The organism is Micromonospora sp. NPDC050686 (assembly GCF_040654475.1).
Lineage (GTDB): Bacteria > Actinomycetota > Actinomycetes > Mycobacteriales > Micromonosporaceae > Micromonospora.
The window spans coordinates 1-21,117 of sequence record NZ_JBFAID010000068.1; the positions used below are offsets into that span (position 1 = coordinate 1).

Consider the following 21,117-nt stretch of genomic DNA (forward strand, 5'->3'; position numbering starts at 1 on the left):
CTGCTCGTGGCCGACCGTTGGTACCCGTCAAGCAAGACGTGCTCCGGTTGCGGCACAGTGAAAACCAAGCTGGCCCTCTCCGAGCGTGAATACCACTGCCAGGCGTGCGGCCTAGTCCTCAACCGGGACCTCAACGCCGCCCGCAACCTGGCCGCGCTCGCGGCTGAGTTCGACACCGCCGGGAGTGGCCCGGTGGCTGGACGTGGAGCCGACCATAAGACCCCGCCCGCGAGGCTGGTGGCTGCGAAGCGTCAACCCGGCACCGCATCAGCGGGTCAGACCGGGACCGTCCCACCGCAAGGCGGGACTACCAATCGTGTGCTCGCTAGAGCGCACTGAAAGGTAACGGTCCCGGTTCGCGGCGCCCAGGCCCAGGGAGAGGATCAGCCAGCTGCCGGCCGGCAGGTCCAGCCCGCCGTGCCGGGCCGGCTCGGTGCTCATCCGGGAGGTCAGCTGCACCGGTGAGTCGTAGCGCAGCAGCTCGTCGACGTACCCGGCGGCGAACTCCGGGTACTCGCGCAGGGCCGCCGCCTCCCGCGGGTGGTCCAGCAGCACGACCAGACCGTTGCCGAGCAGGTTGGTGGTGGTCTCGAAGCCGGCCACCAGCAGCACGATCAGGTTGGCCAGCAGCTCGTCGCCGGAGAGCCGCCCACCATCGGTGTCGTGCGCCTGCACCAGCGCGGTGGTCAGGTCGTCGGCCGGGCTGCGCCGGCGCGCCGCGACCAGGTCGGTGAAGTAGTCCCGCAGCTCGGTGGCGCCCCGGTCGGCCACCGTCAGCTCCGCCGGGCTGATCTCCGGCTCCAGCACGCCGGTGAGGTCGGCGGCCCAGCGGCGGAACAGCGCCCGGTCCGCCGCCGGGACCCCGAGCAGCGCGCAGATGACCCCCACCGGCAGCGGGTAGGCGAACTCGTCCAGGAAGTCGACCGGCACCCCGTCGCGGCCCCGGGCGAGCATCCGGTCGACCAGCTCGTCGGCCTGGGCGACGATCACGTCCCGCATGGCGGCGATCCGGCGCGGGGTGAAGGCCCCGGCGGCGAGCCGGCGCATCCGGCTGTGGTCGGGCGGGTTGGTGCGCAGCATCGACCGGGAGATGGACAGCATCGCCGAGCTGTCCCGCCAGCCCGGCAGGAACTGGTCGCGCAGCGCGTCGTCCAGCACGCCGAAGCGGGCGTCACGCAGCATCGCGTCGACCTCGGCGTACCCGGTGGCGACGTAGAACACCGGCCCGGCCTGGACCACCGGGCCGTGGGCGCGGAACCGCTCGTAGACCGGGTACGGGTCCACCCGCCCGGATGGGGACAGCAGCGTCGCGAGGGCGTCGGCAGGGTCCACGGTCGGCCTCCCGAAAATCGGACGGAAGCCTCCATCATGCTCCGCCCCGCCCGATCCGGCGATCCCGTCCGGGTCGGGGGCAGGTCAGCCGGCGGTTCCCGGCTCCCCCGCGAGCACCGCGTCCCCGGCGAGCAGGGCGTGCGCCGGCAGCGGCAGCGTGATGCCGTGCGCCGCCTCCCAGTCGTGGATCACGCTCGGCCGGACCTGCGAGGTGAAGTAGTCCACCGCGCTCGTCCCACCCGCCACCGGCTCGTCCACCTCGGCGACCAGTTGGGCCGGGACCAGCGGGAAGTCGCTCTGCAGGGCGGCGCTGAGCCGGCGGTGGCCGTCGACCACGAAGAAGTACTCGCCGGTGTAGCCGATCCGCAGCGGCTCCAGCGCCTCGTCGCCGGCCTCGGCCACCTCGCCGACGAACTCCGAGTCCCAGAGCCCGCGCAGGGTGCCGATGTCCTCGGTGGGATAGATCCGTCGCGGGTCGAGCAGCAGCAGCGGGGTGCCCTCCCGCAGCACCTCCGCGCCGAGGCGGCCCTGGTGCACGTCGATGACGTGCTCGATGACCTGCTCGGGGGTGGCCCGGGTGGTGTCGCAGATCAGGTCGTAGTTGCGCAGCCGGGCCTTGTCCACGCCGTAGCGGAGGATGAACCGGCCGCGCTCGCTCTCGCTGCGCTCCCTGAGCTGGGCCTTCGCCTCCTCCAGCGAGGTGTAGCTCTCGGCCGGGCCGGACCGGCCCAGCAGCACCCGGCGGGCGGCCTCACCCGGCTCGGTGATCATGTGCACCTTGAGCGCGTCGGTGAAGAAGTGCCAGGCCAGCCGGGAGTCCATCACCAGGGCCTCGCCGGAGGCCGCGATGTCCCGCTGGAGCTGGTCGACGTAGCCGTCGACGGCCTGGTCCAGCTCGGCGTGCAGGTTGAGCTGGAGGGCGGTCATCTGCCGCTCCTGCGCCATCTGCCGGTAGAGGTCACCGACGCTGACCCGGCGCATGCCCAGCCGGTTGGCGATCTCGACGGAGACGGTGCTCTTCCCGCTGCCGAGGTCACCGTTGAAGACAATCGACTGACGAACGGTCACGGCTGGCCCACCCCTGCTCACCGGCATGACGGGCGATGCTATCACCCCGGTCCGGGGCCCCCGGCGGACGCGGAGTGCGACGAGCAGCGGGCCACGCTCAGAAGAGGCTCAGCGGGTCGATCTGGAGGCGGACCGGGTCGGCGGCCTTGCGGGCGCTGCGCGTCCCGGCCGCCGCGTGCAGGGAGCCGGCCAGCGCCGCCGCCCGGGCCCGGGGCACCCGGACCAGCATCCGTTCCCGATCGTCGTCGGCCGGCACCGGGCCGAGCAGCTCCGCGCCGGCCGGCAGCTCGGCGGCAGCGAGCAGGTCGGCCACCGCGTCGGCGGCCCCGGTGACGCTGGCCATCTTCACCGCCGGCGGGAAGCCCAGCTCCCGGCGCTCGGCGAGCTCCCGGGCGGCGAACCAGGCGGCATCCCAGCGCAGCAGCGCCTGCACCGGGGCCAGCGCGCCGTCGGCCACCACCACCACCCGGCCACCCGCCGGCCCCGGCCGGGCCAGCGCGGCCGCGGCGAGCCAACGGCGCAGCGCCTCCTCGCCGGCCCGCAGGTCGGCCCGGGTGAGCAGGGCCCACGAGTCGAGCAGCAGCACCGCGCCGTACCCGCCGTCGGCCACCGGTTCTGCGCCGGGGGTGGCGATCACCAGGCCGGCCCCGCCCGGCACGGCGGCGAGCACCTCCTCGCGTCCCGAGGTGCGCACCGGCACGCCGGGGAACGCCCGGCCCAGCTCCTCGGCGGTGCGACGGGCCCCGGTGACCGCGGCACGCAGCCGCCGGCCGCCGCACTCCGGGCAGGCGTACGCGGCGACCACCCGGCCGCACCAGCGGCAGGCCGGGGGCGCGTCGGCGGAGCGCAGGGCGAGCGGGCCGGCGCAGTGCGGGCAGCGGGCCGGGGTCCGGCAGTCGGCGCAGGACACCGCGGGCAGGTAGCCGCGGCGCGGCACCTGCACCAGCACCGGCGCGTCCCGGCGCAGCGCCTCCCGGGCGGCGGTCCAGGCCAGGCTGGGCAGCCGGGCCGTCGCCGCGCCCGGGTCGCGGGCCAGCTGCGGGTCGTCGCCGGCCGGGGCGATGGCCGGGGTACGCGCCCGCACGGTCGCCCGGTCCGCCACCACCTCGTGCGCCCAGCGGGTCTCCACCAGCAGCTGCGCCTCCGCGGTCCGGGCGTACCCGCCGACCAGCGCGGCCGCCCCGGCGAGCTGGGCCCGGGTGAGCAGCACCTCCCGGGCGTGCGGGTACGGCGCCCGGGGCTCGGCGTGCAGGTCGTCGCCGTCGTCCCAGATCGCCACCAGGCCGAGCCGGGCCACCGGGGCGAACATCGCGGCCCGGGTGCCGATCACCACGGGCACCTCGCCCCGACGGGCGGCCAGGAAGGCGCGGTAGCGCCGGGCCGGACCGAGCGCGGCGGAGAGACAGGCGTGCCGCCCCGGGCCGAGCACCGCGCTCAACGCGGCGTCGAGCCGGTCCAGGTCCCGCGCGTCGGACACCACCACGACCGCGCCCCGGCCGCCGGCCACGGTGGCGGCCACCGCGTCGGCGTACCGGGCGGCCCAGTCCTCGCCGGCCAGGGCGGACCAGACCGCACGGGGCAGCCGGCCGGCGGTGAGCGCCCGCAGGTACGCCGGTCCGGCCGGGTAGTCCCGCCAGCCGCGCGGGTCGACCGGCTCGCCGGTGGCCGCCTCCGAGGTGGCCGGCTCGGTCGCGGCGGCGGGTTCCTTCTCGACCCGGGCGTGCCGGGGCGGGACGGCCAGCCGCAGCACGTCGGCGAGGCTGCCGGCGTACCGGTCGGCGACCGCGCGGGCCAGCTCGGCGATCTCCGGGGCCAGCACCGGCTCGGGCGAGACCACCTTCTCCAGGTACGCCAGCCGGGGGTGCTCGGACGCGTCGGCCCGCGCCAGCAGCCAGCCGTCGACCAACTGGCCGGCGAAGCGCACCTTCACCCGCACCCCCGGCCGGGCGGCCTCGTCAAGGTCGGCCGGCACCAGGTAGTCGAACGGGCGGTCCAGGTGGGCCAGGGGAACGTCGACGCAGACGCGAGCGACCGGCGACCCGTCCGCGGGTCGCCGGTCGCTACGCCTGGTGCCGGTCAGGCTCCCGCGGCCGACTTGAGGTCGGCGGCCCGGTCGGTGCTCTCCCAGGTCAGGTCGGGCAGCTCGCGGCCGAAGTGGCCGTACGCGGCGGTCTGCTGGTAGATCGGGCGGAGCAGGTTGAGGTCCCGGATGATGGCGGCCGGGCGCAGGTCGAAGACCTCGGTCACCGCCTTCTCGATCGAGGTCACCGGCACGGTCTCGGTGCCGAACGTCTCGATGAACAGGCTCACCGGGTGGGCCTTGCCGATCGCGTACGCGACCTGGGCCTCGCACCGCTCGGCCAGGCCGGCGGCCACCACGTTCTTGGCCACCCAGCGCATCGCGTACGCCGCGGAGCGGTCCACCTTGGACGGGTCCTTGCCGGAGAAGGCGCCGCCGCCGTGCCGGGCGTACCCGCCGTACGTGTCGACGATGATCTTGCGGCCGGTCAGTCCGGCGTCGCCCATCGGGCCGCCGATCTCGAACCGGCCGGTCGGGTTGACCAGCAGCCGGTAGCCCTCGGTGTCCAGCCCGAGGCCCTCCAGCTCCGGGGTGATGACGTGGTCGCGCACGTCCGGGGTGAGCAGCGAGTCCAGCGAGATGTCGGCGGCGTGCTGGCTGGAGACCACCACCGTGTTGAGCCGCACCGGCCGCAGGCCGTCGTACTCGATGGTGACCTGGGTCTTGCCGTCCGGCCGCAGGTAGGGAATCGTGCCGTCCTTGCGCACCACGGACAGCCGGCGGGCCAGCCGGTGCGCCAGCGCGATCGGCAGCGGCATCAGCTCGGGGGTCTCGGAGCAGGCGAAGCCGAACATCATGCCCTGGTCGCCGGCGCCCTGCGCGTCCAGCGCGCTCTCCGACGCGCCGGTCCGCAGCTCGAAGGCATTGTCCACGCCCTGGGCGATGTCCGCCGACTGGGCGCCGATGGAGACGCTCACGCCGCAGGACGCGCCGTCGAAGCCCTTCTTCGACGAGTCGTACCCGATGCCCAGGATCGTCTCCCGGACGATCGTCGGGATGTCCGCGTACGCCTTGGTGGTCACCTCGCCGGCCACGTGCACCTGCCCGGTGGTGATCAGCGTCTCGACCGCCACCCGACTGTGCGGGTCCTGAGCGAGCAGGGCGTCCAGGATGCCGTCGCTGATCTGGTCGGCGATCTTGTCCGGGTGACCCTCCGTGACCGATTCGGAGGTGAAGAGACGTGTCACGGCACTCCTAAGTAACTTGAAATCTCGTGATGGTCGTTCGGCGGCAGTTTAGTCATCTCGCGGTGACCGGGGTGCCGGCAACGCGAGATGTGACCAGTGTTAAGGAAGCCCGGCGTCGGTGAAAACCTCAGGAATGCCCAGTCAGCCGCGGCACCACCAGGTCCCACACCGCGTCGGCCAGTTCCTCCTTGCCCCGCTCGGGCAGCTCGTGCACGGCGCCGCCGGAGTCGAGGACCGTCGCCGCGTTGGTGTCGGCGCCGAACACCTTGTCGACGCCGACCTCGTTGATGACGATCAGGTCAGCCCGCTTGCGGGCCAGCTTGGCCCGGCCGTTGGCGACCGCGTCGCCGGTCTCCGCGGCGAACACCACCAGCACCTGGCCGGGCCGCCGCCGGGCGCCCAGCTCGGCGGCGATGTCCGGGTTGGTGACCAGGTCGAGGACCGGCACGCTGCCGTCCTCCGACTTCTTGATCTTGCCGGTGGCGTAGCTGGCCGGCCGGAAGTCGGCGGGGGCCGCCGCCATCACCACCACGTCCGCCCGGTCGGCCGCGTCGAGAGTGGCCTTGCGCAGTTCCTCCGTGGTGCCGACCCGGACCAGGTCCGCGCCGGCCGGATCGGCCAGCGCGACGTTGGCCGAGATCAGCGTGACCCGGGCGCCGCGGGCGACGGCCGCCCGGGCGAAGGCGTAGCCCTGCTTGCCCGAGGAGCGGTTGCCGAGGAAACGCACCGGGTCCAGCGGCTCGCGGGTGCCGCCGGCGGTGACCACCACGTGCCGGCCGGCCAGGTCGGCCGGCGCGTCGACCCCGCGCAGCAGGGCCCGGCGGGCGACCGCGAAGATCTCGGCCGGGTCGGGCAGCCGCCCCTTGCCGGTGTCCGCCCCGGTGAGCCGGCCCACGGCGGGCTCGATCACCCGTACGCTCCGGGAGCGCAGCGTGGCCACGTTGGCCACCGTGGCCGGGTGCTCCCACATCTCGGTGTGCATCGCCGGGGCGAGCAGCACCGGGCAGCGCGCGGTGAGCAGCGTGTTGGTCAGCAGGTCGTCGGCGAGCCCGTGTGCGGCCTTGGCCAGCAGGTCTGCCGTGGCCGGTGCGACGACGACCAGGTCGGCGCGGCGGCCCAGCCGCACGTGCGGCACCTCGTGCGCGTCGGACCAGACGTCGTCGGCGACCGGCTGGCCGGAGAGCGCCGCCCAGGTCGGCGCGCCGACGAAACGCAGCGCCGAGGCGGTCGGGACGACCCGGACCCGGTGGCCCGACTCGGTGAAGAGCCGCAGCAGCTCGCACGCCTTGTAGGCGGCGATGCCGCCGCCGACCCCGAGGACGATCTCGGCGGTCATCGCGGGGCGGCGGGGACTACGGCTGGTCGGTCGGCTCGGCGGTGAGCAGACCCGCGTTGATCTCGCGCATGGCGATCGAGAGCGGCTTCTCCTGGGGGGTGGTCTCCACCAGCGGGCCGACGTACTCCAGCAGGCCCTCACCGAGCTGGCTGTAGTAGGCGTTGACCTGGCGCGCACGCTTGGCGGCGAAGATCACCAGCGCGTACTTCGAGTCGGTCTTCTCCAGGAGCTCGTCGATCGGCGGGTTGGTGATGCCCTCGGGGTTGGTGGCGATGGATCCCACGAATTGAACCTCTGCGTCTGAAGAGTTACCGCGCGAACGCGGCCCGACCCGTCAACCGCCGGGCGGCGGTGGGGCCGGAGCCAGCAATGAAGAACCGAGCAAGCCTACCAGCTCGTCCACCACCCGACCGGTCAGGTCGTGGGTCAGCGTGTGTTCGGCCGCGTCCGTGACGGCCGGGTCGGGACGGTGCCCGGGCGGGACGAGCAGGACCAGGCGTACGCCCGGCAGGCTCGCGCGGACCGCGAGCGCGCCGGGCAGGTCGAGCGGGAGCAGCACCGGCGTGCCGGCGGCCAGCCGGGCGCGCAGCGGGTCGCGCGGGACCCCGCGGCGGTACGCCCCGAACCGGCTCCACTCCAGCAGCTGCCCGGCGGCGATCATCCGGTCGAAGTCGACCGGGTCGAGGAAGCGCCGGTCGACGCCGTCCACCTCGCCGGGCCGGGGCGGCCGGGTGGTGGCCGGCACCGGCACCCACAGAGCGGGGAGACGCGCCCGGACCAGGCCCACCACACCGTCCCGACCCGCACCTGACGGTCCGGTCAGGACGGTGAGCCGAGCCGCCGGGCGCGCCTCACCTTCCGTGCTCACTGCTTGTTTCTACACGCCGCCGCGGTTCAGTTGGCGGCGAACTCTCCAAGCAGCGCCTTGCGCTGCTGCTCGCCCAGACCACGCAGCCGGCGGCTGTCGGCGATCTTCAGCTTCTCCATGATCTGGGTGGCGCGGATCTTGCCGATGCCCGGCATCGCCTGCAGGACGGCCGACACCTTGAGCTTGCCCACGACGTCGTCGGCCTCGGCACGGTCCAGGACGGCGGCGAGGGTGATCTTGCCCTGCTTGAGCTCCTCCTTCAGCTCAGCACGGGCCTTGCGGATCTCCGCGGCCTTTTCCAGCGCAGCAGCGCGCTGCTCGGGGGTCAGTGACGGGAGCGGCACCAGTTCTCCTCAGGTCCCTATTGCGACGGGCCGGACGCGCCGCCGCATCTGTGAAACGTGGTGTCGCTGGCAACCAAAGGGGTCCGTGGTTCCCAGCGCGGGGAAAACTAGCGGTCATCCGCGCTTTCGGCAACGTGGGCACGCAATGATCAACGGAAAGTGACCGAGCCGTCAGTCAGTCAGGAGGCGGTCAGGGCGGCCCGGCACTCGGCCAGCACCCGGTCCGCGGCGGCCCGCAGGGCACCGGTGTCGGGCCCCGCGTTCAGCACCTCGCGGGAGTACGACGGCAGCACCCACGGCAGCGCGGAGCCGAAGACCGTCCGCAGATCCGCCGCGGTCGCTCCCTGGGCGCCGAGGCCGGGGGCCAGCAGCGGACCGCTCACCGCGGAGAGGTCGTGGCCGGTGTCGCCGATGGTGGCCCCGACCACCGCGCCGATGCTGCCGAGCGGCTCAGCACCCCGGTTGAGCTGGGAAATCTCGTCGATGACGGCCTGCGCGACGGTGCGCCCGTCCGCCCGGCGGGCGTGCTGGACCGCGGCGCCCTCCGGATTGGAGGTGAGCGCGAGCACGAAGACGCCGCCGCCGTGCGCGGCGGCGAGTTCGAACATCGGCGCCAGCGAACCGACGCCGAGGTAAGGAGTGGCGGTCACCGCGTCCACATACAGCGGGCTGGCCGGGTCGAGGTACGCCGAGGCGTACGCGGCGACCGTGGACCCGATGTCGCCGCGCTTGACGTCAAGCAGAACGAGCGAACCGGCATCGCGCAACTGTCGGATAGTTGACTCAAGAATTTCCACACCTCGGGCGCCGAACCGCTCGAAAAAGGCCGACTGGGGCTTGACGACCGCGATCCGGTCACCGAGTGCATCAACGACGATCCGGCTGAACCGCTCAAGTCCCCCGGGGTCGTCGGACAGCCCCCAGCGGGCCAGCAACGCCGGATGCGGGTCGATGCCGACGCAGAGCGGCCCCCGCTCGGCGACCGCCCGGTGCAGCCGGCTCCCGAAACTCTCCATGGCGTCCCTCTCCTCGTCCTCCGAGTCACCGTCCCGGCCACGCCGGCGGTGGGTGCTGGTGGGGTGGCGCCACGCCGGCGCCCGGTCGGCTCAGCCGGCCGCGACGGCCGCCGCCATGCCGGCCGCGATCCGGGCCACGTCGGCGTCGTCGGTCAGGTACGGCGGCATGGCGTAGACCAGGTCGCGGAACGGTCGCAGCCAGACCCCCGCGGCGACCGCGGCGGCGGTGGCCGCAGGCAGGTCCACCTCGTGGTCGAGCTGCACCACACCGATCGCGCCGAGCACCCGCACGTCGGCCACCCCCGGCGCGCCGCGCAGCGGCTCCAGGCCGGCCCGCAGCCCGGCGCCCACCCGGGCCACGTCGCCCGCCCAGTCGCCGCCGGTCAGCAGATCCAGCGAGGCGTTGGCGACCGCGCAGGCGAGCGGGTTGCCCATGAAGGTCGGGCCGTGCGCCAGCACCCCGCCGGCGGAGATGCCCCGGGCGATCTCCGCGGTGCAGAGCGCCGCGGCCAGGGTCAGGTAACCACCGGTGAGGGCCTTGCCCACACAGAGCACGTCCGGGCCGACCCCGGCGTGCTCGGCGGCGAACATCCGCCCGGTACGGCCGAAGCCGGTGGCGATCTCGTCGAAGACCAGCAGGATGCCGTGCCGCCGGGTCACCTCGCGCAGCACCCGCAGGTAGTGCGGGTGGTGGAAGCGCATCCCGCCGGCCCCCTGCACGACCGGCTCGACGATCACCGCGGCCAGCTCGTCCGCGTGCCGTTGCACCGCGTCGGTCAACGCCGCGACGTACGCCGGGTCGGGCTCGTCGTCGAACCCGCCGGGCGGCACCGGGGCGAACACCTGCCGGGGCAGGAGGTCGCCCCAGAGGTGGTGCATGCCGCCCTCCGGGTCGCAGACGCTCATCGGGTGGAACGTGTCGCCGTGGTAGCCGCCCCGCCAGGTGCCGAGACGGCGCCGCTCGGGGCGGCCGGTGGCCCGCTGGTACTGCAGGCACATCTTCACCGCCACCTCGACGCTCACCGAGCCGGAGTCGGCCAGGAAGACGTGTTCGAGGCCGTCGGGGGCCAGCTCGACCAGGGTACGGGCCAACCGCACGGCGGGCTCGTGGGTGAGCCCGCCGAACATCACGTGGCTCATCCGCCCGAGCTGGTCGGTGACCGCCGCGTCCAGGACCGGGTGGCGGTAGCCGTGGATCGCCGCCCACCAGGACGACATCCCGTCCACCAGCTCCCGGCCGTCGGCCAGCCGCAGCCGTACGCCCCGGGCGCTGTCCACCACGTACGGCGGACTGGCCGGCGGCACCGCCGCGTACGGATGCCAGACGTGCCGGCGGTCGGCGGCGAGGATCTCCTCGGGCGTCACGCTGCTCTCCTTCGGTTCCGCGCGGGCGGGTCGCACCTCGACCGGCCTGGCGGTCCCGGCCGGCTCGCGGTCACCGGTGGCCGGCCCCCGCCGGCCGGCCGTCGGCCGGCACCGTCGCCGCGCCGGCCACCCGCACCGCCGCGCGGACGAGGGCCGGGCCGCGGTAGATGAAGCCGGTGTAGAGCTGGACCAGGCTGGCCCCGGCGTCGAACATGCCGGCCGCGTCGTCCGGGTCGAGGATGCCGCCGACGCCGATCACCGGCAGCCGGCCGCCCGTCTCCCGGTGCACGAAGGCCACCACGTCCCGGGCCCGCCCGGTGAGCGGCCGGCCTGACAGGCCGCCGGTCTCCGCCCCGCGCCCCCGGTCGGCCGGGGCCAGCCCGTCACGGGCCAGCGTGGTGTTGGTGGCGATCACCCCGGCCGCGCCCCGGTCCAGGCAGACCTCCAGCAGCTCGGCGATGGCCGGCTCGGTGAGGTCCGGGGCGAGCTTCACCAGCACCGGCTTCTCCCCCACCAGCGCCGCGAGCAGCGCGTCCAGGTGGGACCGGTCCTGCAGGGTCCGCAGGCCCGGGGTGTTCGGCGAGGACACGTTGACCGCGAAGTAGTCGCCGTGCCCCCGCAGCGCCCGGTACGACGCCAGGTAGTCCTCGACCGCCTCGTCGAGAGGGGTCACCTTGGACTTGCCGAGCGAGATGCCCAGCGGCACCCCGAGCGGCCGGGGCAGCGCGGCCAGCCGCGCGGCGAGGGCGTCGGCGCCGGCGTTGTTGAAACCCATCCGGTTGACCACGGCCTCGCTGTCCGGCAGCCGGAACAGCCGGGGCCGGGGGTTGCCCGGCTGGGCGTGCGCGGTGACCGTGCCCACCTCGACGAAGCCGAACCCGAGCGCCGGCCAGGCCGGCAGCGCGACGCCGTTCTTGTCCATGCCGGCCGCCAGCCCCACCGGGTTCGGGAAGTCCACCCCGAACACGGTGCGCGGCGCGGACCGCAGGTACCGGCGGCGCAGCGCGGCGAGGGCGGTCGGCCGCCGGGACAGCCCGGCCAACCGCGCCAGCGTCCACTCGTGCGCCGCCTCCGCGTCCCCGCCCCCGATCCGGAACAGGCGCGGCCGGACCACCCGCTCGAAGATCACTGCGCGGCCCGCAGGGCGGCGTGCAGGTCCTGCAGGGGGCGCACCCGCATGTCGCCGCGGATGCGGGCCTCGATGCCCATCACCGCGGCGGCGGCGCCGGGGACCGTGGTGATGCAGGGGATGTCCGCGGTCACGGCGGCGCTGCGGATCTCGTAGCCGTCGGAGCGGGCACTCGCGCCGGAGCCCTGCGGGGTGTTCACCACCAGGGCCACGTCGCCGCCGAGGATCAGCGAGACCGCGTCCGCGCCCGCACCCGACTCGTAGTGCTTGCGGATCTGCTCGCAGGCGATGCCGTGCCGGCGCAGCACCTCGGCCGTGCCGGTGGTGGCGACGATCTCGAAGCCGAGGTCGGCCAGGCGCTTGATCGGGAAGATCATGCCGCGCTTGTCCCGGTTGGCCACCGAGACGAAGATCTTGCCAGCGGTCGGCAGCGAGCCGTACGCGGCGGACTGGGACTTGGCGAAGGCGTGCCCGAAGTTGGTGTCGATGCCCATCACCTCGCCGGTGGACTTCATCTCCGGGCCGAGCAGCACGTCGATGCCCTTGCCCGACGGCGTGCGGAAGCGCTTGAACGGCAGCACCGCCTCCTTCACCGCGATCGGGGCGTCGGCCGGCATGGTGCCGCCGTCCCCGACGGGCGGGAGCATCCCCTCGCCGCGCAGCTCGGCGACGGTGGCCCCGAGCGCGATCCGGGCCGCCGCCTTGGCCAGCGGCACCGCGGTCGCCTTGGAGACGAACGGCACGGTACGCGAGGCACGCGGGTTGGCCTCCAGCACGTACAGCACGTCGTCCTTGAGCGCGTACTGGACGTTCAGCAGGCCGCGCACCCCGACCCCCCGGGCGATGGCCTCGGTGTAGCGGCGCACCTGGGCCAGGTGCGACCCGGCCAGGGTGATCGGCGGCAGCGCGCAGGACGAGTCGCCGGAGTGGATGCCCGCCTCCTCGATGTGCTCCATCACCCCGCCGAGGTAGACCTCGCCGTCGGCGTCGACCAGCGCGTCCACGTCGATCTCGATGGCGTCGTCGAGGAACCGGTCCACCAGCACCGGACGGTCGGGCGCGATGTCGGTGGCCCGGCCGATGTAGTCGTGCAGGGTCGCGTCGTCGTACACGATCTCCATGCCCCGGCCGCCGAGCACGTACGACGGCCGGACCAGCACCGGGTAGCCGATCTCGTCGGCGATCGCCTTCGCCTCCTCGTACGAGGTGGCCATGCCGTGCGCGGGCGCCCGCAGCCCGGCCCGGGCCAGTACCGCGCCGAACGCGCCGCGCTCCTCGGCCAGGTGGATCGACTCCGGGGAGGTGCCGACGATCGGCACGCCCGCGTTCTTGAGCCGCTGGGCCAGGCCGAGCGGCGTCTGCCCACCGAGCTGCACGATCACCCCGACCACGCCGGGGCCGCCGGCCGCCCGGCCGGAGGAGTCCTCGGCGTGCCACACCTCCAGCACGTCCTCGAAGGTCAACGGCTCGAAGTAGAGCCGGTCGGCGGTGTCGTAGTCGGTGGAGACGGTCTCCGGGTTGCAGTTGACCATCACGGTCTCGTAACCCACGTCCCTGAGCGCTTGGACGGCGTGCACGCAGGAGTAGTCGAACTCGATGCCCTGGCCGATCCGGTTCGGGCCGGAGCCGAGGATCAGCACCTTCGGCCGGGCCGACGGCGCCACCTCGGTCTCCAGGTCGTACGTCGAGTAGTGGTACGGCGTGGTCGCCTCGAACTCGGCGGCGCAGGTGTCCACGGTCTTGTAGACCGGGCGGACGCCGAGCCGGTGGCGCAGCGTGCGTACCCCGTCCTCGGCGGCCAGCTCGGGGCGCAGCGCGGCGAGCTGCCGGTCGGAGAGGCCGGCCCGCTTGGCCCGGCGCAGCAGGTCGGCGTCGAGCACCGGGGCGTCGACGATCTCGGCGCGCAGCTCGACCAGCGCGGCGATCTGGTCGAGGAACCACGGGTCCATCCCGCCGGAGGCCTCGGCCACCTCGGCGATGGAGGCGCCCAGCCGCAGCGCCCGCTCCACCGTGTAGAGCCGCCCGTCGTGCGGCATCCGCAGCGCGGCGAGCGTGTCCTCCCTGGTCGCCCCCGCCGGATCGGCGCCCGTCGGGGCAGCGACGACGTCGTCGGGCACGGTCCAGAATCCGGCTTGTTTGGTTTCCATCGAGCGCATCGCCTTGTTCAGCGCCTCGGTGAAGTTGCGGCCCAGGCTCATCGCCTCGCCCACCGACTTCATCGTGGTGGTCAGCTCCGGGTCGGCGCCGGGGAACTTCTCGAACGCGAACCGGGGGATCTTCACCACCACGTAGTCCAGCGTCGGCTCGAACGCGGCCGGCGTCTTGAGCGTGATGTCGTTGGGGATCTCGTCCAGGGTGTAGCCGATGGCGAGCTTCGCGGCGATCTTGGCGATCGGGAAGCCGGTGGCCTTCGACGCCAGCGCCGAGGAGCGGGACACCCGGGGGTTCATCTCGATGACGACGATCCGGCCGTCGTCGGGATTGACCGCGAACTGGATGTTGCAGCCGCCGGTGTCCACACCGACCTCGCGCAGCACCGCGATGCCCAGGTCGCGCAGCCGCTGGTACTCCCGGTCGGTGAGCGTCATGGCCGGGGCGACGGTGACGCTGTCGCCGGTGTGCACGCCCATCGGGTCGATGTTCTCGATCGAGCAGACCACCACCACGTTGTCGTGCCGGTCACGCATGAGTTCGAGCTCGTACTCCTTCCAGCCGAGCACGCTCTCCTCGATGAGCACCTCGTGCACCGGGCTGGCGGCCAGGCCGGCGCCGGCGATGCGGGCCAGGTCCTCGTCGGTGTGCGCCATGCCGGAGCCGAGGCCGCCCATGGTGAACGACGGCCGGATGACCACCGGCAGGCCCAGCTCGGTGACGGTCTCCCGGACCTCGTCCATCGAGTGGCAGACCCGCGAGCGCGGCACCAGCGAGGACGGGTCGGCCAGGCCCAGGCGTACGCCGGCCTTGGCCACGATGTCCTTGAACAGCTGCCGGTCCTCGCCCCGGTTGATCGCGTCGATGTTGGCGCCGATCAGCTCGACGCCGTACTTCTCCAGCACGCCGGCCTCGTGCAGGGCGACCGCCGTGTTCAGCGCGGTCTGCCCACCGAGGGTGGGCAGCAGCGCGTCGGGGCGCTCCTTGGCGATGACCAGCTCGACGAATTCCGGGGTGATCGGCTCGACGTAGGTGGCGTCGGCGAACTCCGGGTCGGTCATGATCGTGGCCGGGTTGGAGTTGACCAGGCTGACCCGGATCCCCTCGCTGCGCAGCACCCGGCAGGCCTGGGTGCCGGAGTAGTCGAACTCGCAGGCCTGCCCGATCACGATCGGCCCGGAGCCGATCACCAGCACGTGCCTGAGGTCGGTCCGCTTAGGCATTCTTACCGCCTTCACTGTGATTCGGGTCGAGGCCACGGCCCTCGCTCTGCTTCCGGTCGAGGGCAACACCGCCCTCGATCAGCTCCGCGAAGCGGTCGAACAGGTAGTCCGCGTCGTGCGGGCCGGCCGCCGCCTCCGGGTGGTACTGGACGGTGAAGGCGGGCACGTCCTGCGCCCGCAGCCCCTCGACCACGTTGTCATTGAGGCAGACATGGGAGACCCGGACGCCGCCGAAGTCGGTGTCGATCACCTGGTCGGGCACGGCCGCCCCAACGCCCGGCACGTCCACGGCGAAGCCGTGGTTGTGGCTGGTCACCTCGACCTTGCCGGTGGCCCGGTCGAGCACCGGCTGGTTGATGCCGCGGTGGCCGTACCCGAGCTTGTAGGTGCCGAAGCCGAGCGCCCGGCCGAGGATCTGGCTGCCGAAGCAGATGCCGAACAGCGGGATCCGCCGGGTCAGCACCTCCCGGGCCAGGGCGACCGGGCCGTCGGCGGTCCCCGGGTCGCCCGGGCCGGGCGAGAGGAAGACCGCGTCCGCGCCGGTGGCGAGCAGGTCCTCGATCGTCGAGCCGGCCGGCAGCACGTGGGTGGTGACGCCGCGGGCGGCGAGCCGGCGCGGCACGTTGCGCTTGATGCCCAGGTCCAGCGCGGCCACGGTGAACCGGTGCTCGCCCTGCGCCTGCACCACGTACGGCTTGGCGGTGGTCACCTCGGCGGACAGGTCCGCGCCGGCCATCTGCGGCGACCGGCGGACCCGCTCCAGCAGCGCCGCCGGGTCGTCGTCGACGCTGGAGACGCCGACCCGCATCGCGCCCCGCTCCCGCAGGTGGCGGGTGAGCGCGCGGGTGTCGACGCCGCTGATGCCGACCACGCCCTCGGCGGCGAGCCGGTCCTCCAGGCCGCCGGTGGCGCGCCAGTTGGAGCCGATCCGGGCCGGGTCGCGGACCACGTACCCGGCCACCCAGATCCGGTCGGACTCGTCGTCCTCGTCGTTGACGCCGGTGTTGCCGATGTGCGGGGCGGTCTGCACCACCACCTGCCGGTGGTACGACGGGTCGGTCAGGGTCTCCTGATAGCCGGTCATGCCGGTGTTGAAGACCGCCTCGCCGAACGTCTCACCGACGCTGCCGTACGCCTCGCCGTGGAAGGTGCGCCCGTCCTCAAGCACGAGGATCGCGCTTCTGCGCTTACCCATTAGTGAAGAGCCTTTCCGTCCAGGACCGTCGGCTCGCCGCGCAGGAAGGTCGCCACGATGCGACCCGGCAGCGTCATGCGGGCGTACGGGGTGTTGCGACTGCGGCTGGCCAGCTCCGCCGGTTCGATCACGCGGTGGGCGGCCGGGTCTACCAGGGTCAGGTTGGCCGGGACGCCGGGGGCCGGGTCGAGGCCGTGGGAGTCGAGACCGGCGATCCGGGCCGGGGTACGCGACATCCGCTCGGCGATCAGGTCCCACCGCGGGCCGAGCACGTCCAGCGCGATCGACAGCGCCGTCTCCAGGCCGAGCATGCCCGGCCGGGCGTACGCCCACTCGCACTCCTTGTCCTCCACCGCGTGCGGGGCGTGGTCGGTGGCGACGATGTCGATCACGCCCTCGACCAGCGCGGCCCGCAGCGCGGCGATGTCCGCGGCGGTACGCAGCGGCGGGTTGACCTTGAAGACCGGGTCGTAGGTTTCCGCTTTCCCATCGGTGAGCAGCAGGTGGTGCGGGGTCACCTCGGCGGTCACCTTCACCCCCCGCGCCTTGGCGTGCCGCAGCACCTCGACGCTGCCGGCGGTGGAGACGTGGCAGATGTGCAGCCGGCTGCCCACGTGCTCGGCGAGCAGCACGTCCCGGGCGATGATCGCCTCCTCGGCGACCGCCGGCCAGCCGGTCAGCCCGAGCCGGGTGGAGACCTCGCCCTCGTGCATCTGCGCGCCCTCGGTGAGCCGGGGCTCCTCGGCGTGCTGGGCGATGATCCCGTCGAACGCCTTGACGTATTCCAGCGCCCGGCGCATCAGCCTCGGGTCGGCCACGCAGTGCCCGTCGTCGGAGAAGATCCGCACCCGGGCCGCCGAGTCGGCCATCGCGCCCAGCTCGGCCAGCCGTTCGCCGGCCAGCCCGACGGTGACCGCGCCGATCGGCTGCACGTCAACCAGCCCGGCCTCCCGGCCGAGCCGCCACACCTGCTCGACCACCCCGGCGGTGTCGGCCACCGGGGAGGTGTTGGCCATCGCGCAGACCGCGGTGTAGCCGCCCAGCGCCGCCGCCCGGGAGCCGGACTCGACGGTCTCGGCGTCCTCCCGGCCCGGCTCGCGCAGGTGGGTGTGCAGGTCGACCAGGCCGGGCAGGGCGACCAGGCCGGTCGCGTCGAGCACGGTGGCGTCCGGCGCGGCCAGGTCCGCGCCGGTCTGGGCGACGACGCCGTCGCGGATCAGCAGGTCGGTCGGCGCGGCGCCGACGACGCTCACGTTCTTGATCAGGTACGCGCTCACCGGTTGTTCCCTCCGAGCAGCAGGTAGAGGACGGCCATCCGCACGGAGACCCCGTTGGCGACCTGTTCGACGATGGTGGAGCGGGGCGAGTCGGCCACCTCGGGGGTGATCTCCATGCCCCGGTTCATCGGGCCGGGGTGCATGACGATCGCGTGCTCCGGCAGCCGGCGCAGGCGCGGGCCGTCCAATCCGTAGCGGCGGGCGTACTCCCGGGCGGAGGGGAAGTAGGAGTCGTTCATCCGCTCCCGCTGCACCCGCAGCATCATCACCACGTCCACACCGGGAAGAACGGTGTCGAGGTCGTAGGAGACGTCGGCGGCAGGGGCGAGCGCGGCCGAGATGTCCACCGGGATGAGGGTCGGCGGGCCGACCAGGGTGACCTTGGCCCCGAGGGTGGACAGCAGCAGCACGTTGGAGCGGGCCACCCGGGAGTGCAGCACGTCGCCGACGATCGCCACGTGCAGGCCGGCGAGCCGGCCCAGCCGGGAGCGCATCGTGTACGCGTCGAGCAGCGCCTGGGTGGGGTGCTCGTGGGTGCCGTCGCCGGCGTTGACCACCGACCCGTCCACCCAGTCGGCCAACCGGTGCGGGGCGCCGGAGGCGGGGTGCCGGACGACCACCGCGTCGGCGCCCATCGCCTGCAGGGTCAGCGCGGTGTCCTTCAGGCTCTCGCCCTTGGCCACGCTGGACCCCTTCGCCGAAAAGTTGATCACGTCGGCGCTGAGCCGCTTGGCGGCCGCCTCGAAGGAGATCCGGGTGCGGGTGGAGTCCTCGTAGAAGAGGTTCACCACCGTCCGGCCGCGCAGCGCGGGCAGCTTCTTGACCTCCCGGCCGGCGACGGTGGCCATCTCGGCGGCGGTGTCCAGGATCTGGGTGGCGGTGGCGGCATCCAGGTCCGCGCCGGAGAGCAGGTGCCTGATCACTGGGCCTGCCTTTCGTTCGCGACTGCGGGGCTCCGCTTCGCTGCACTCCTCGCGCTCACCGGGCCTGCCTTTCGTTCGCGACTGCGGGGCTCCGCTTCGCTGCACTCCTCGCGCTCACCGGGGGGCCTCCCCGAACAGCTTGACCTCGTCGGCGCCGTCGGTCTCGGCGAGCGTGACCTTGACGTTCTCGGCGAGCGAGGTGGGGATGTTCTTGCCGACGTAGTCGGCGCGGATCGGCAACTGCCGGTGGCCCCGGTCGACCAGGACGGCGAGCTGCACGGAGGCCGGGCGACCGATGTCGTTGAGCGCGTCGAGGGCGGCCCGGACGGTACGGCCGGAGAAGAGCACGTCGTCGACGAGGACGACCCGCTTGCCGTCGATCCCGCCGGGCGGCAGCTGGGTCGGGCCGATCGCCCGGGTGGCGTGCCGGCGCAGGTCGTCGCGGTAGAGGGTGATGTCGAGCACACCGACCGGGACGTCGACGTTCTCGAAGGTGCTGATCCGGGCGGCGAGCCGCTGGGCCAGTGGCGCTCCGCGGGTGGGGATGCCGAGCAGCACGGTGTCGGCGGCGCCCTGGGTCTTTTCCAGGATCTGGTGGGCGATGCGGTCGACCACCCGCGACACGTCGGCGGCGGTGAGGATCACCTTCACCGTGGGTTGTCGCGGTGGCAATGGGTGGGCAGCCGGTGGGCAGGCCACGGCGGACCTCCTTCCCCGCCTCACGGGACGGGTCGTTAAAGGACGTCTGGCACCTCCGGTGGACCACGTACGGCCCGGACCGAGGCTCACGCCACGTTACCAGCGCTCAGCCGGCCGGCCGCCGCCGGCACTGATCTGCGGATCAGGGCGGCCAAATCCGGATAACTCCCCCGCACCCGCAACCGGACGGCGTCCCCCACTTGACCACGTGTCGCAATCCCCGTACCGTCACGCTCCGTAGCGATAGCTGGGAGAACCCCGAGCAGCACTGGGAGTGTCCGAATGCCCTCTGAATACGCCAAGTCGCTGGGCGCCCGCCTGCGCTCCATCCGCCAGCAGCAGGGGCTGTCCCTGCAGGGGGTGGAGGAGAAGTCGAACGGGCGTTGGAAGGCCGTGGTGGTCGGCTCGTACGAGCGCGGGGACCGTGCCGTCACGGTGTCCCGCCTGGCCGAGCTGGCCGACTTCTACCGGGTGCCCGTCTCGGAGCTCCTGCCCGACGGCAGTGGCGTGCGCCACGAGGCCACCAGCAAGATCGTGCTGGACCTCGAGCGGCTCTACGACGAGGCCTCCGAGGACCTGGCCTACGTCGCCCGGTACGCCCGCGCCATCCAGCAGCAGCGCGGCGACTACAACGGCCGGGTGCTCTCCATCCGCGCCGACGACCTGCGCGCGCTGGCGATCGTCTACGACGCCTCGCCGTCGGGTCTGATCGAGCGGCTGACCGAGCATGGCGTGCTGGTCGCCGACCCGCGGGCGTTCTTCGCGTCCTGACCCCGTACACCGAGAAGGGCCCGTGCCGTGCGGCACGGGCCCTTCTCGGTGTGTCGTCGCGGCGGTCGCCGTCAGCGGGTGGCGTACTCGGCGATGCGGCCCAGCAACCCGTTGAGGAACCGCGGCGAGTCGTCGGTCGACATCTGCCGGGCCAGCTCCACGGCCTCGCTGATGGCCACCGCGTCGTCGATCTCGTCCACGTAGAGCAGCTCGTAGACGGCGATCCGGGCGAGGTTGCGGTCGACCACCGGCATCCGGTCCAGCGTCCAGCCCTCGGCATAGCTGGCCAGCAGCTCGTCGATCCGGTCCAGGTGCGCGGCGACCCCCTCGACCAGGCCGACCGCGTAGCCGAGGTGCTCCGGCCGGGGCTTCTCGATCCGCTCGAGGTAGCCGGCGAGCACCTCGACCGGGGGGCGGTCCCGCAGGTCGGCCTCGAAGAGCACGTCCAGCGCCCGCTTGCGCGCCTTGCGGCGCGCCGGCATCTGCTGCTTCGGTGCCTCGGCCATCAGGCTCGGCCGAGGTAACGGCCGTCGCGGGTGTCGACCTTGATCTTCTCGCCGGTGGTGATGAAGAGCGGCACCTGCACGGTGGCGCCGGTCTCGACGGTGGCCGGCTTGTTGCCGCCGGTCGACCGGTCGCCCTGCAGGCCCGGCTCGGTGTAGGTGACCTCGAGCACGACCGAGGTCGGCAGCTCGATGTAGAGCGGGAGGCCCTCGTGGGTGGCGACGGTCGCCTCGGCCTCGGGGAGGAGGTAGTTGGCGGCCTCGCCCACGGTGCCGTCCGGGACGGTGATCTGGTCGAAGGTCTCCAGATCCATGAAGACGTAGTCCTCGCCGTCGGCGTACAGGTACTGCATGGTGCGCTTGTCGACGGTGGCGGTCTCGACCTTGGTGCCCGCGTTGAAGGTCTTGTCGACCACCTTCCCGGACAGCACGTTCTTCAGCGTGGTGCGCACGAAGGCGCCACCCTTACCGGGCTTGACGTGCTGGAACTCGACGACGGACCAGAGCTCGCCGTCGAGGTTGAGTACCAGGCCGTTCTTGAGGTCGTTGGTGGAGGCCATTTCCTGCCTTGATCATCAATTGGCGGACAGACGCAGGAAGTCTACAAGCTGTGTCGAACCGGGTCCGCCAGGCCGAGGTGCGGAACATCA

At 73.2% G+C, this 21,117-nt stretch carries 19 protein-coding genes and 1 pseudogene; 2 read left to right on the forward strand and 18 right to left on the reverse strand.

Annotated features, from left to right (window positions below):
* Positions 1 to 6: 6 nt before the first annotated feature.
* Positions 7 to 339: a zinc ribbon domain-containing protein gene (locus tag AB0H57_RS29080; protein ID WP_357511892.1), complete on the forward strand. Its 333-nt coding sequence runs from the start codon at positions 7 to 9 to the stop codon at positions 337 to 339.
* A gap of 9 nt (positions 340 to 348) precedes the next feature.
* Here AB0H57_RS29080 and AB0H57_RS29085 read toward each other — a convergent pair.
* From AB0H57_RS29085 to pyrR, 16 genes and pseudogenes are all read right to left on the reverse strand, one after another.
* Positions 349 to 1,332, reverse strand: a pseudogene (locus AB0H57_RS29085) (cytochrome P450); the annotation flags it as partial.
* Positions 1,333 to 1,416: 84 nt separating this feature from the next.
* Positions 1,417 to 2,400 (reverse strand): AAA family ATPase, encoded by a 984-nt coding sequence (locus tag AB0H57_RS29090; RefSeq protein ID WP_357511870.1) that lies wholly within the window; start codon positions 2,398 to 2,400, stop codon positions 1,417 to 1,419.
* 97 nt (positions 2,401 to 2,497) lie between these two features.
* Positions 2,498 to 4,405, reverse strand: a complete 1,908-nt coding sequence (locus tag AB0H57_RS29095) for a primosomal protein N' (RefSeq protein ID WP_357511893.1) — start codon at positions 4,403 to 4,405, stop codon at positions 2,498 to 2,500.
* Positions 4,406 to 4,476: 71 nt separating this feature from the next.
* Positions 4,477 to 5,667 carry a methionine adenosyltransferase gene (metK, locus tag AB0H57_RS29100; RefSeq protein WP_357511871.1) on the reverse strand — a complete coding sequence of 397 codons (1,191 nt, stop codon included), beginning with the start codon at positions 5,665 to 5,667 and terminating at the stop codon, positions 4,477 to 4,479.
* Positions 5,668 to 5,794: 127 nt separating this feature from the next.
* Complete coding sequence (gene coaBC, locus AB0H57_RS29105; RefSeq protein WP_357511872.1) at positions 5,795 to 7,003, reverse strand: bifunctional phosphopantothenoylcysteine decarboxylase/phosphopantothenate--cysteine ligase CoaBC; 1,209 nt, start codon at positions 7,001 to 7,003, stop codon at positions 5,795 to 5,797.
* A gap of 16 nt (positions 7,004 to 7,019) precedes the next feature.
* Positions 7,020 to 7,286, reverse strand: a complete 267-nt coding sequence (rpoZ, locus tag AB0H57_RS29110; protein WP_091341624.1) for a DNA-directed RNA polymerase subunit omega — start codon at positions 7,284 to 7,286, stop codon at positions 7,020 to 7,022.
* Between the two features lie 51 nt (positions 7,287 to 7,337).
* On the reverse strand, positions 7,338 to 7,871 hold the full coding sequence (locus AB0H57_RS29115; RefSeq protein WP_357511873.1) for a guanylate kinase: 534 nt from the start codon (positions 7,869 to 7,871) through the stop codon (positions 7,338 to 7,340).
* 26 nt (positions 7,872 to 7,897) lie between these two features.
* On the reverse strand, positions 7,898 to 8,215 hold the full coding sequence (gene mihF / locus AB0H57_RS29120; RefSeq protein ID WP_357511874.1) for an integration host factor, actinobacterial type: 318 nt from the start codon (positions 8,213 to 8,215) through the stop codon (positions 7,898 to 7,900).
* Between the two features lie 179 nt (positions 8,216 to 8,394).
* Positions 8,395 to 9,231 carry an orotidine-5'-phosphate decarboxylase gene (pyrF, locus tag AB0H57_RS29125; protein ID WP_357511875.1) on the reverse strand — a complete coding sequence of 279 codons (837 nt, stop codon included), beginning with the start codon at positions 9,229 to 9,231 and terminating at the stop codon, positions 8,395 to 8,397.
* Positions 9,232 to 9,321: 90 nt separating this feature from the next.
* A complete protein-coding gene (locus tag AB0H57_RS29130; protein ID WP_357511876.1) occupies positions 9,322 to 10,596 on the reverse strand; it encodes an adenosylmethionine--8-amino-7-oxononanoate transaminase in 1,275 nt (424 codons plus the stop codon).
* 70 nt (positions 10,597 to 10,666) lie between these two features.
* Positions 10,667 to 11,725, reverse strand: a complete 1,059-nt coding sequence (locus AB0H57_RS29135) for a quinone-dependent dihydroorotate dehydrogenase (protein ID WP_357511877.1) — start codon at positions 11,723 to 11,725, stop codon at positions 10,667 to 10,669.
* A complete protein-coding gene (carB, locus tag AB0H57_RS29140) occupies positions 11,722 to 15,099 on the reverse strand; it encodes a carbamoyl-phosphate synthase large subunit (protein ID WP_357511878.1) in 3,378 nt (1,125 codons plus the stop codon). Before carB ends, AB0H57_RS29135 begins: the two co-directional genes overlap by 4 nt.
* Positions 15,092 to 16,294, reverse strand: coding sequence for a glutamine-hydrolyzing carbamoyl-phosphate synthase small subunit (carA, locus tag AB0H57_RS29145; protein WP_357511879.1), 1,203 nt, complete (start codon positions 16,292 to 16,294; stop codon positions 15,092 to 15,094). The genes carB and carA overlap by 8 nt, the downstream gene beginning before the upstream one ends.
* Positions 16,294 to 17,571, reverse strand: a complete 1,278-nt coding sequence (locus AB0H57_RS29150) for a dihydroorotase (RefSeq protein WP_357511880.1) — start codon at positions 17,569 to 17,571, stop codon at positions 16,294 to 16,296. The genes carA and AB0H57_RS29150 overlap by 1 nt, the downstream gene beginning before the upstream one ends.
* Positions 17,568 to 18,494, reverse strand: coding sequence for an aspartate carbamoyltransferase catalytic subunit (locus AB0H57_RS29155; protein ID WP_357511881.1), 927 nt, complete (start codon positions 18,492 to 18,494; stop codon positions 17,568 to 17,570). Before AB0H57_RS29155 ends, AB0H57_RS29150 begins: the two co-directional genes overlap by 4 nt.
* 114 nt (positions 18,495 to 18,608) lie before the next feature.
* Positions 18,609 to 19,193, reverse strand: a complete 585-nt coding sequence (pyrR, locus tag AB0H57_RS29160) for a bifunctional pyr operon transcriptional regulator/uracil phosphoribosyltransferase PyrR (RefSeq protein WP_357511882.1) — start codon at positions 19,191 to 19,193, stop codon at positions 18,609 to 18,611.
* Positions 19,194 to 19,475: 282 nt separating this feature from the next.
* Between pyrR and AB0H57_RS29165 the strand changes: the two genes are divergently transcribed.
* Positions 19,476 to 19,964 (forward strand): transcriptional regulator, encoded by a 489-nt coding sequence (locus tag AB0H57_RS29165; RefSeq protein ID WP_088970952.1) that lies wholly within the window; start codon positions 19,476 to 19,478, stop codon positions 19,962 to 19,964.
* A gap of 71 nt (positions 19,965 to 20,035) precedes the next feature.
* Here AB0H57_RS29165 and nusB read toward each other — a convergent pair whose 3' ends face one another.
* Both nusB and efp read right to left on the reverse strand, forming a co-directional pair.
* Complete coding sequence (gene nusB, locus AB0H57_RS29170; protein ID WP_357511894.1) at positions 20,036 to 20,446, reverse strand: transcription antitermination factor NusB; 411 nt, start codon at positions 20,444 to 20,446, stop codon at positions 20,036 to 20,038.
* Positions 20,447 to 20,469: 23 nt separating this feature from the next.
* Positions 20,470 to 21,027: an elongation factor P gene (gene efp / locus AB0H57_RS29175; protein WP_357511883.1), complete on the reverse strand. Its 558-nt coding sequence runs from the start codon at positions 21,025 to 21,027 to the stop codon at positions 20,470 to 20,472.
* Positions 21,028 to 21,117 lie beyond the last annotated feature (90 nt).

Excerpts from the sequence above, each read along its gene's own strand:
- nusB (WP_357511894.1), bottom strand. The coding sequence starts at position 20,446 with ATGCCGGCGCGCCGCAAGGCGCGCAAGCGGGCGCTGGACGTGCTCTTC.
- carB (WP_357511878.1), bottom strand. The coding sequence starts at position 15,099 with ATGCCTAAGCGGACCGACCTCAGGCACGTGCTGGTGATCGGCTCCGGG.
- pyrF (WP_357511875.1), bottom strand. The coding sequence starts at position 9,231 with ATGGAGAGTTTCGGGAGCCGGCTGCACCGGGCGGTCGCCGAGCGGGGG.
- carA (WP_357511879.1), bottom strand. The coding sequence starts at position 16,294 with ATGGGTAAGCGCAGAAGCGCGATCCTCGTGCTTGAGGACGGGCGCACC.
- AB0H57_RS29165 (WP_088970952.1), top strand. The coding sequence starts at position 19,476 with ATGCCCTCTGAATACGCCAAGTCGCTGGGCGCCCGCCTGCGCTCCATC.
- coaBC (WP_357511872.1), bottom strand. The coding sequence starts at position 7,003 with ATGACCGCCGAGATCGTCCTCGGGGTCGGCGGCGGCATCGCCGCCTAC.
- efp (WP_357511883.1), bottom strand. The coding sequence starts at position 21,027 with ATGGCCTCCACCAACGACCTCAAGAACGGCCTGGTACTCAACCTCGAC.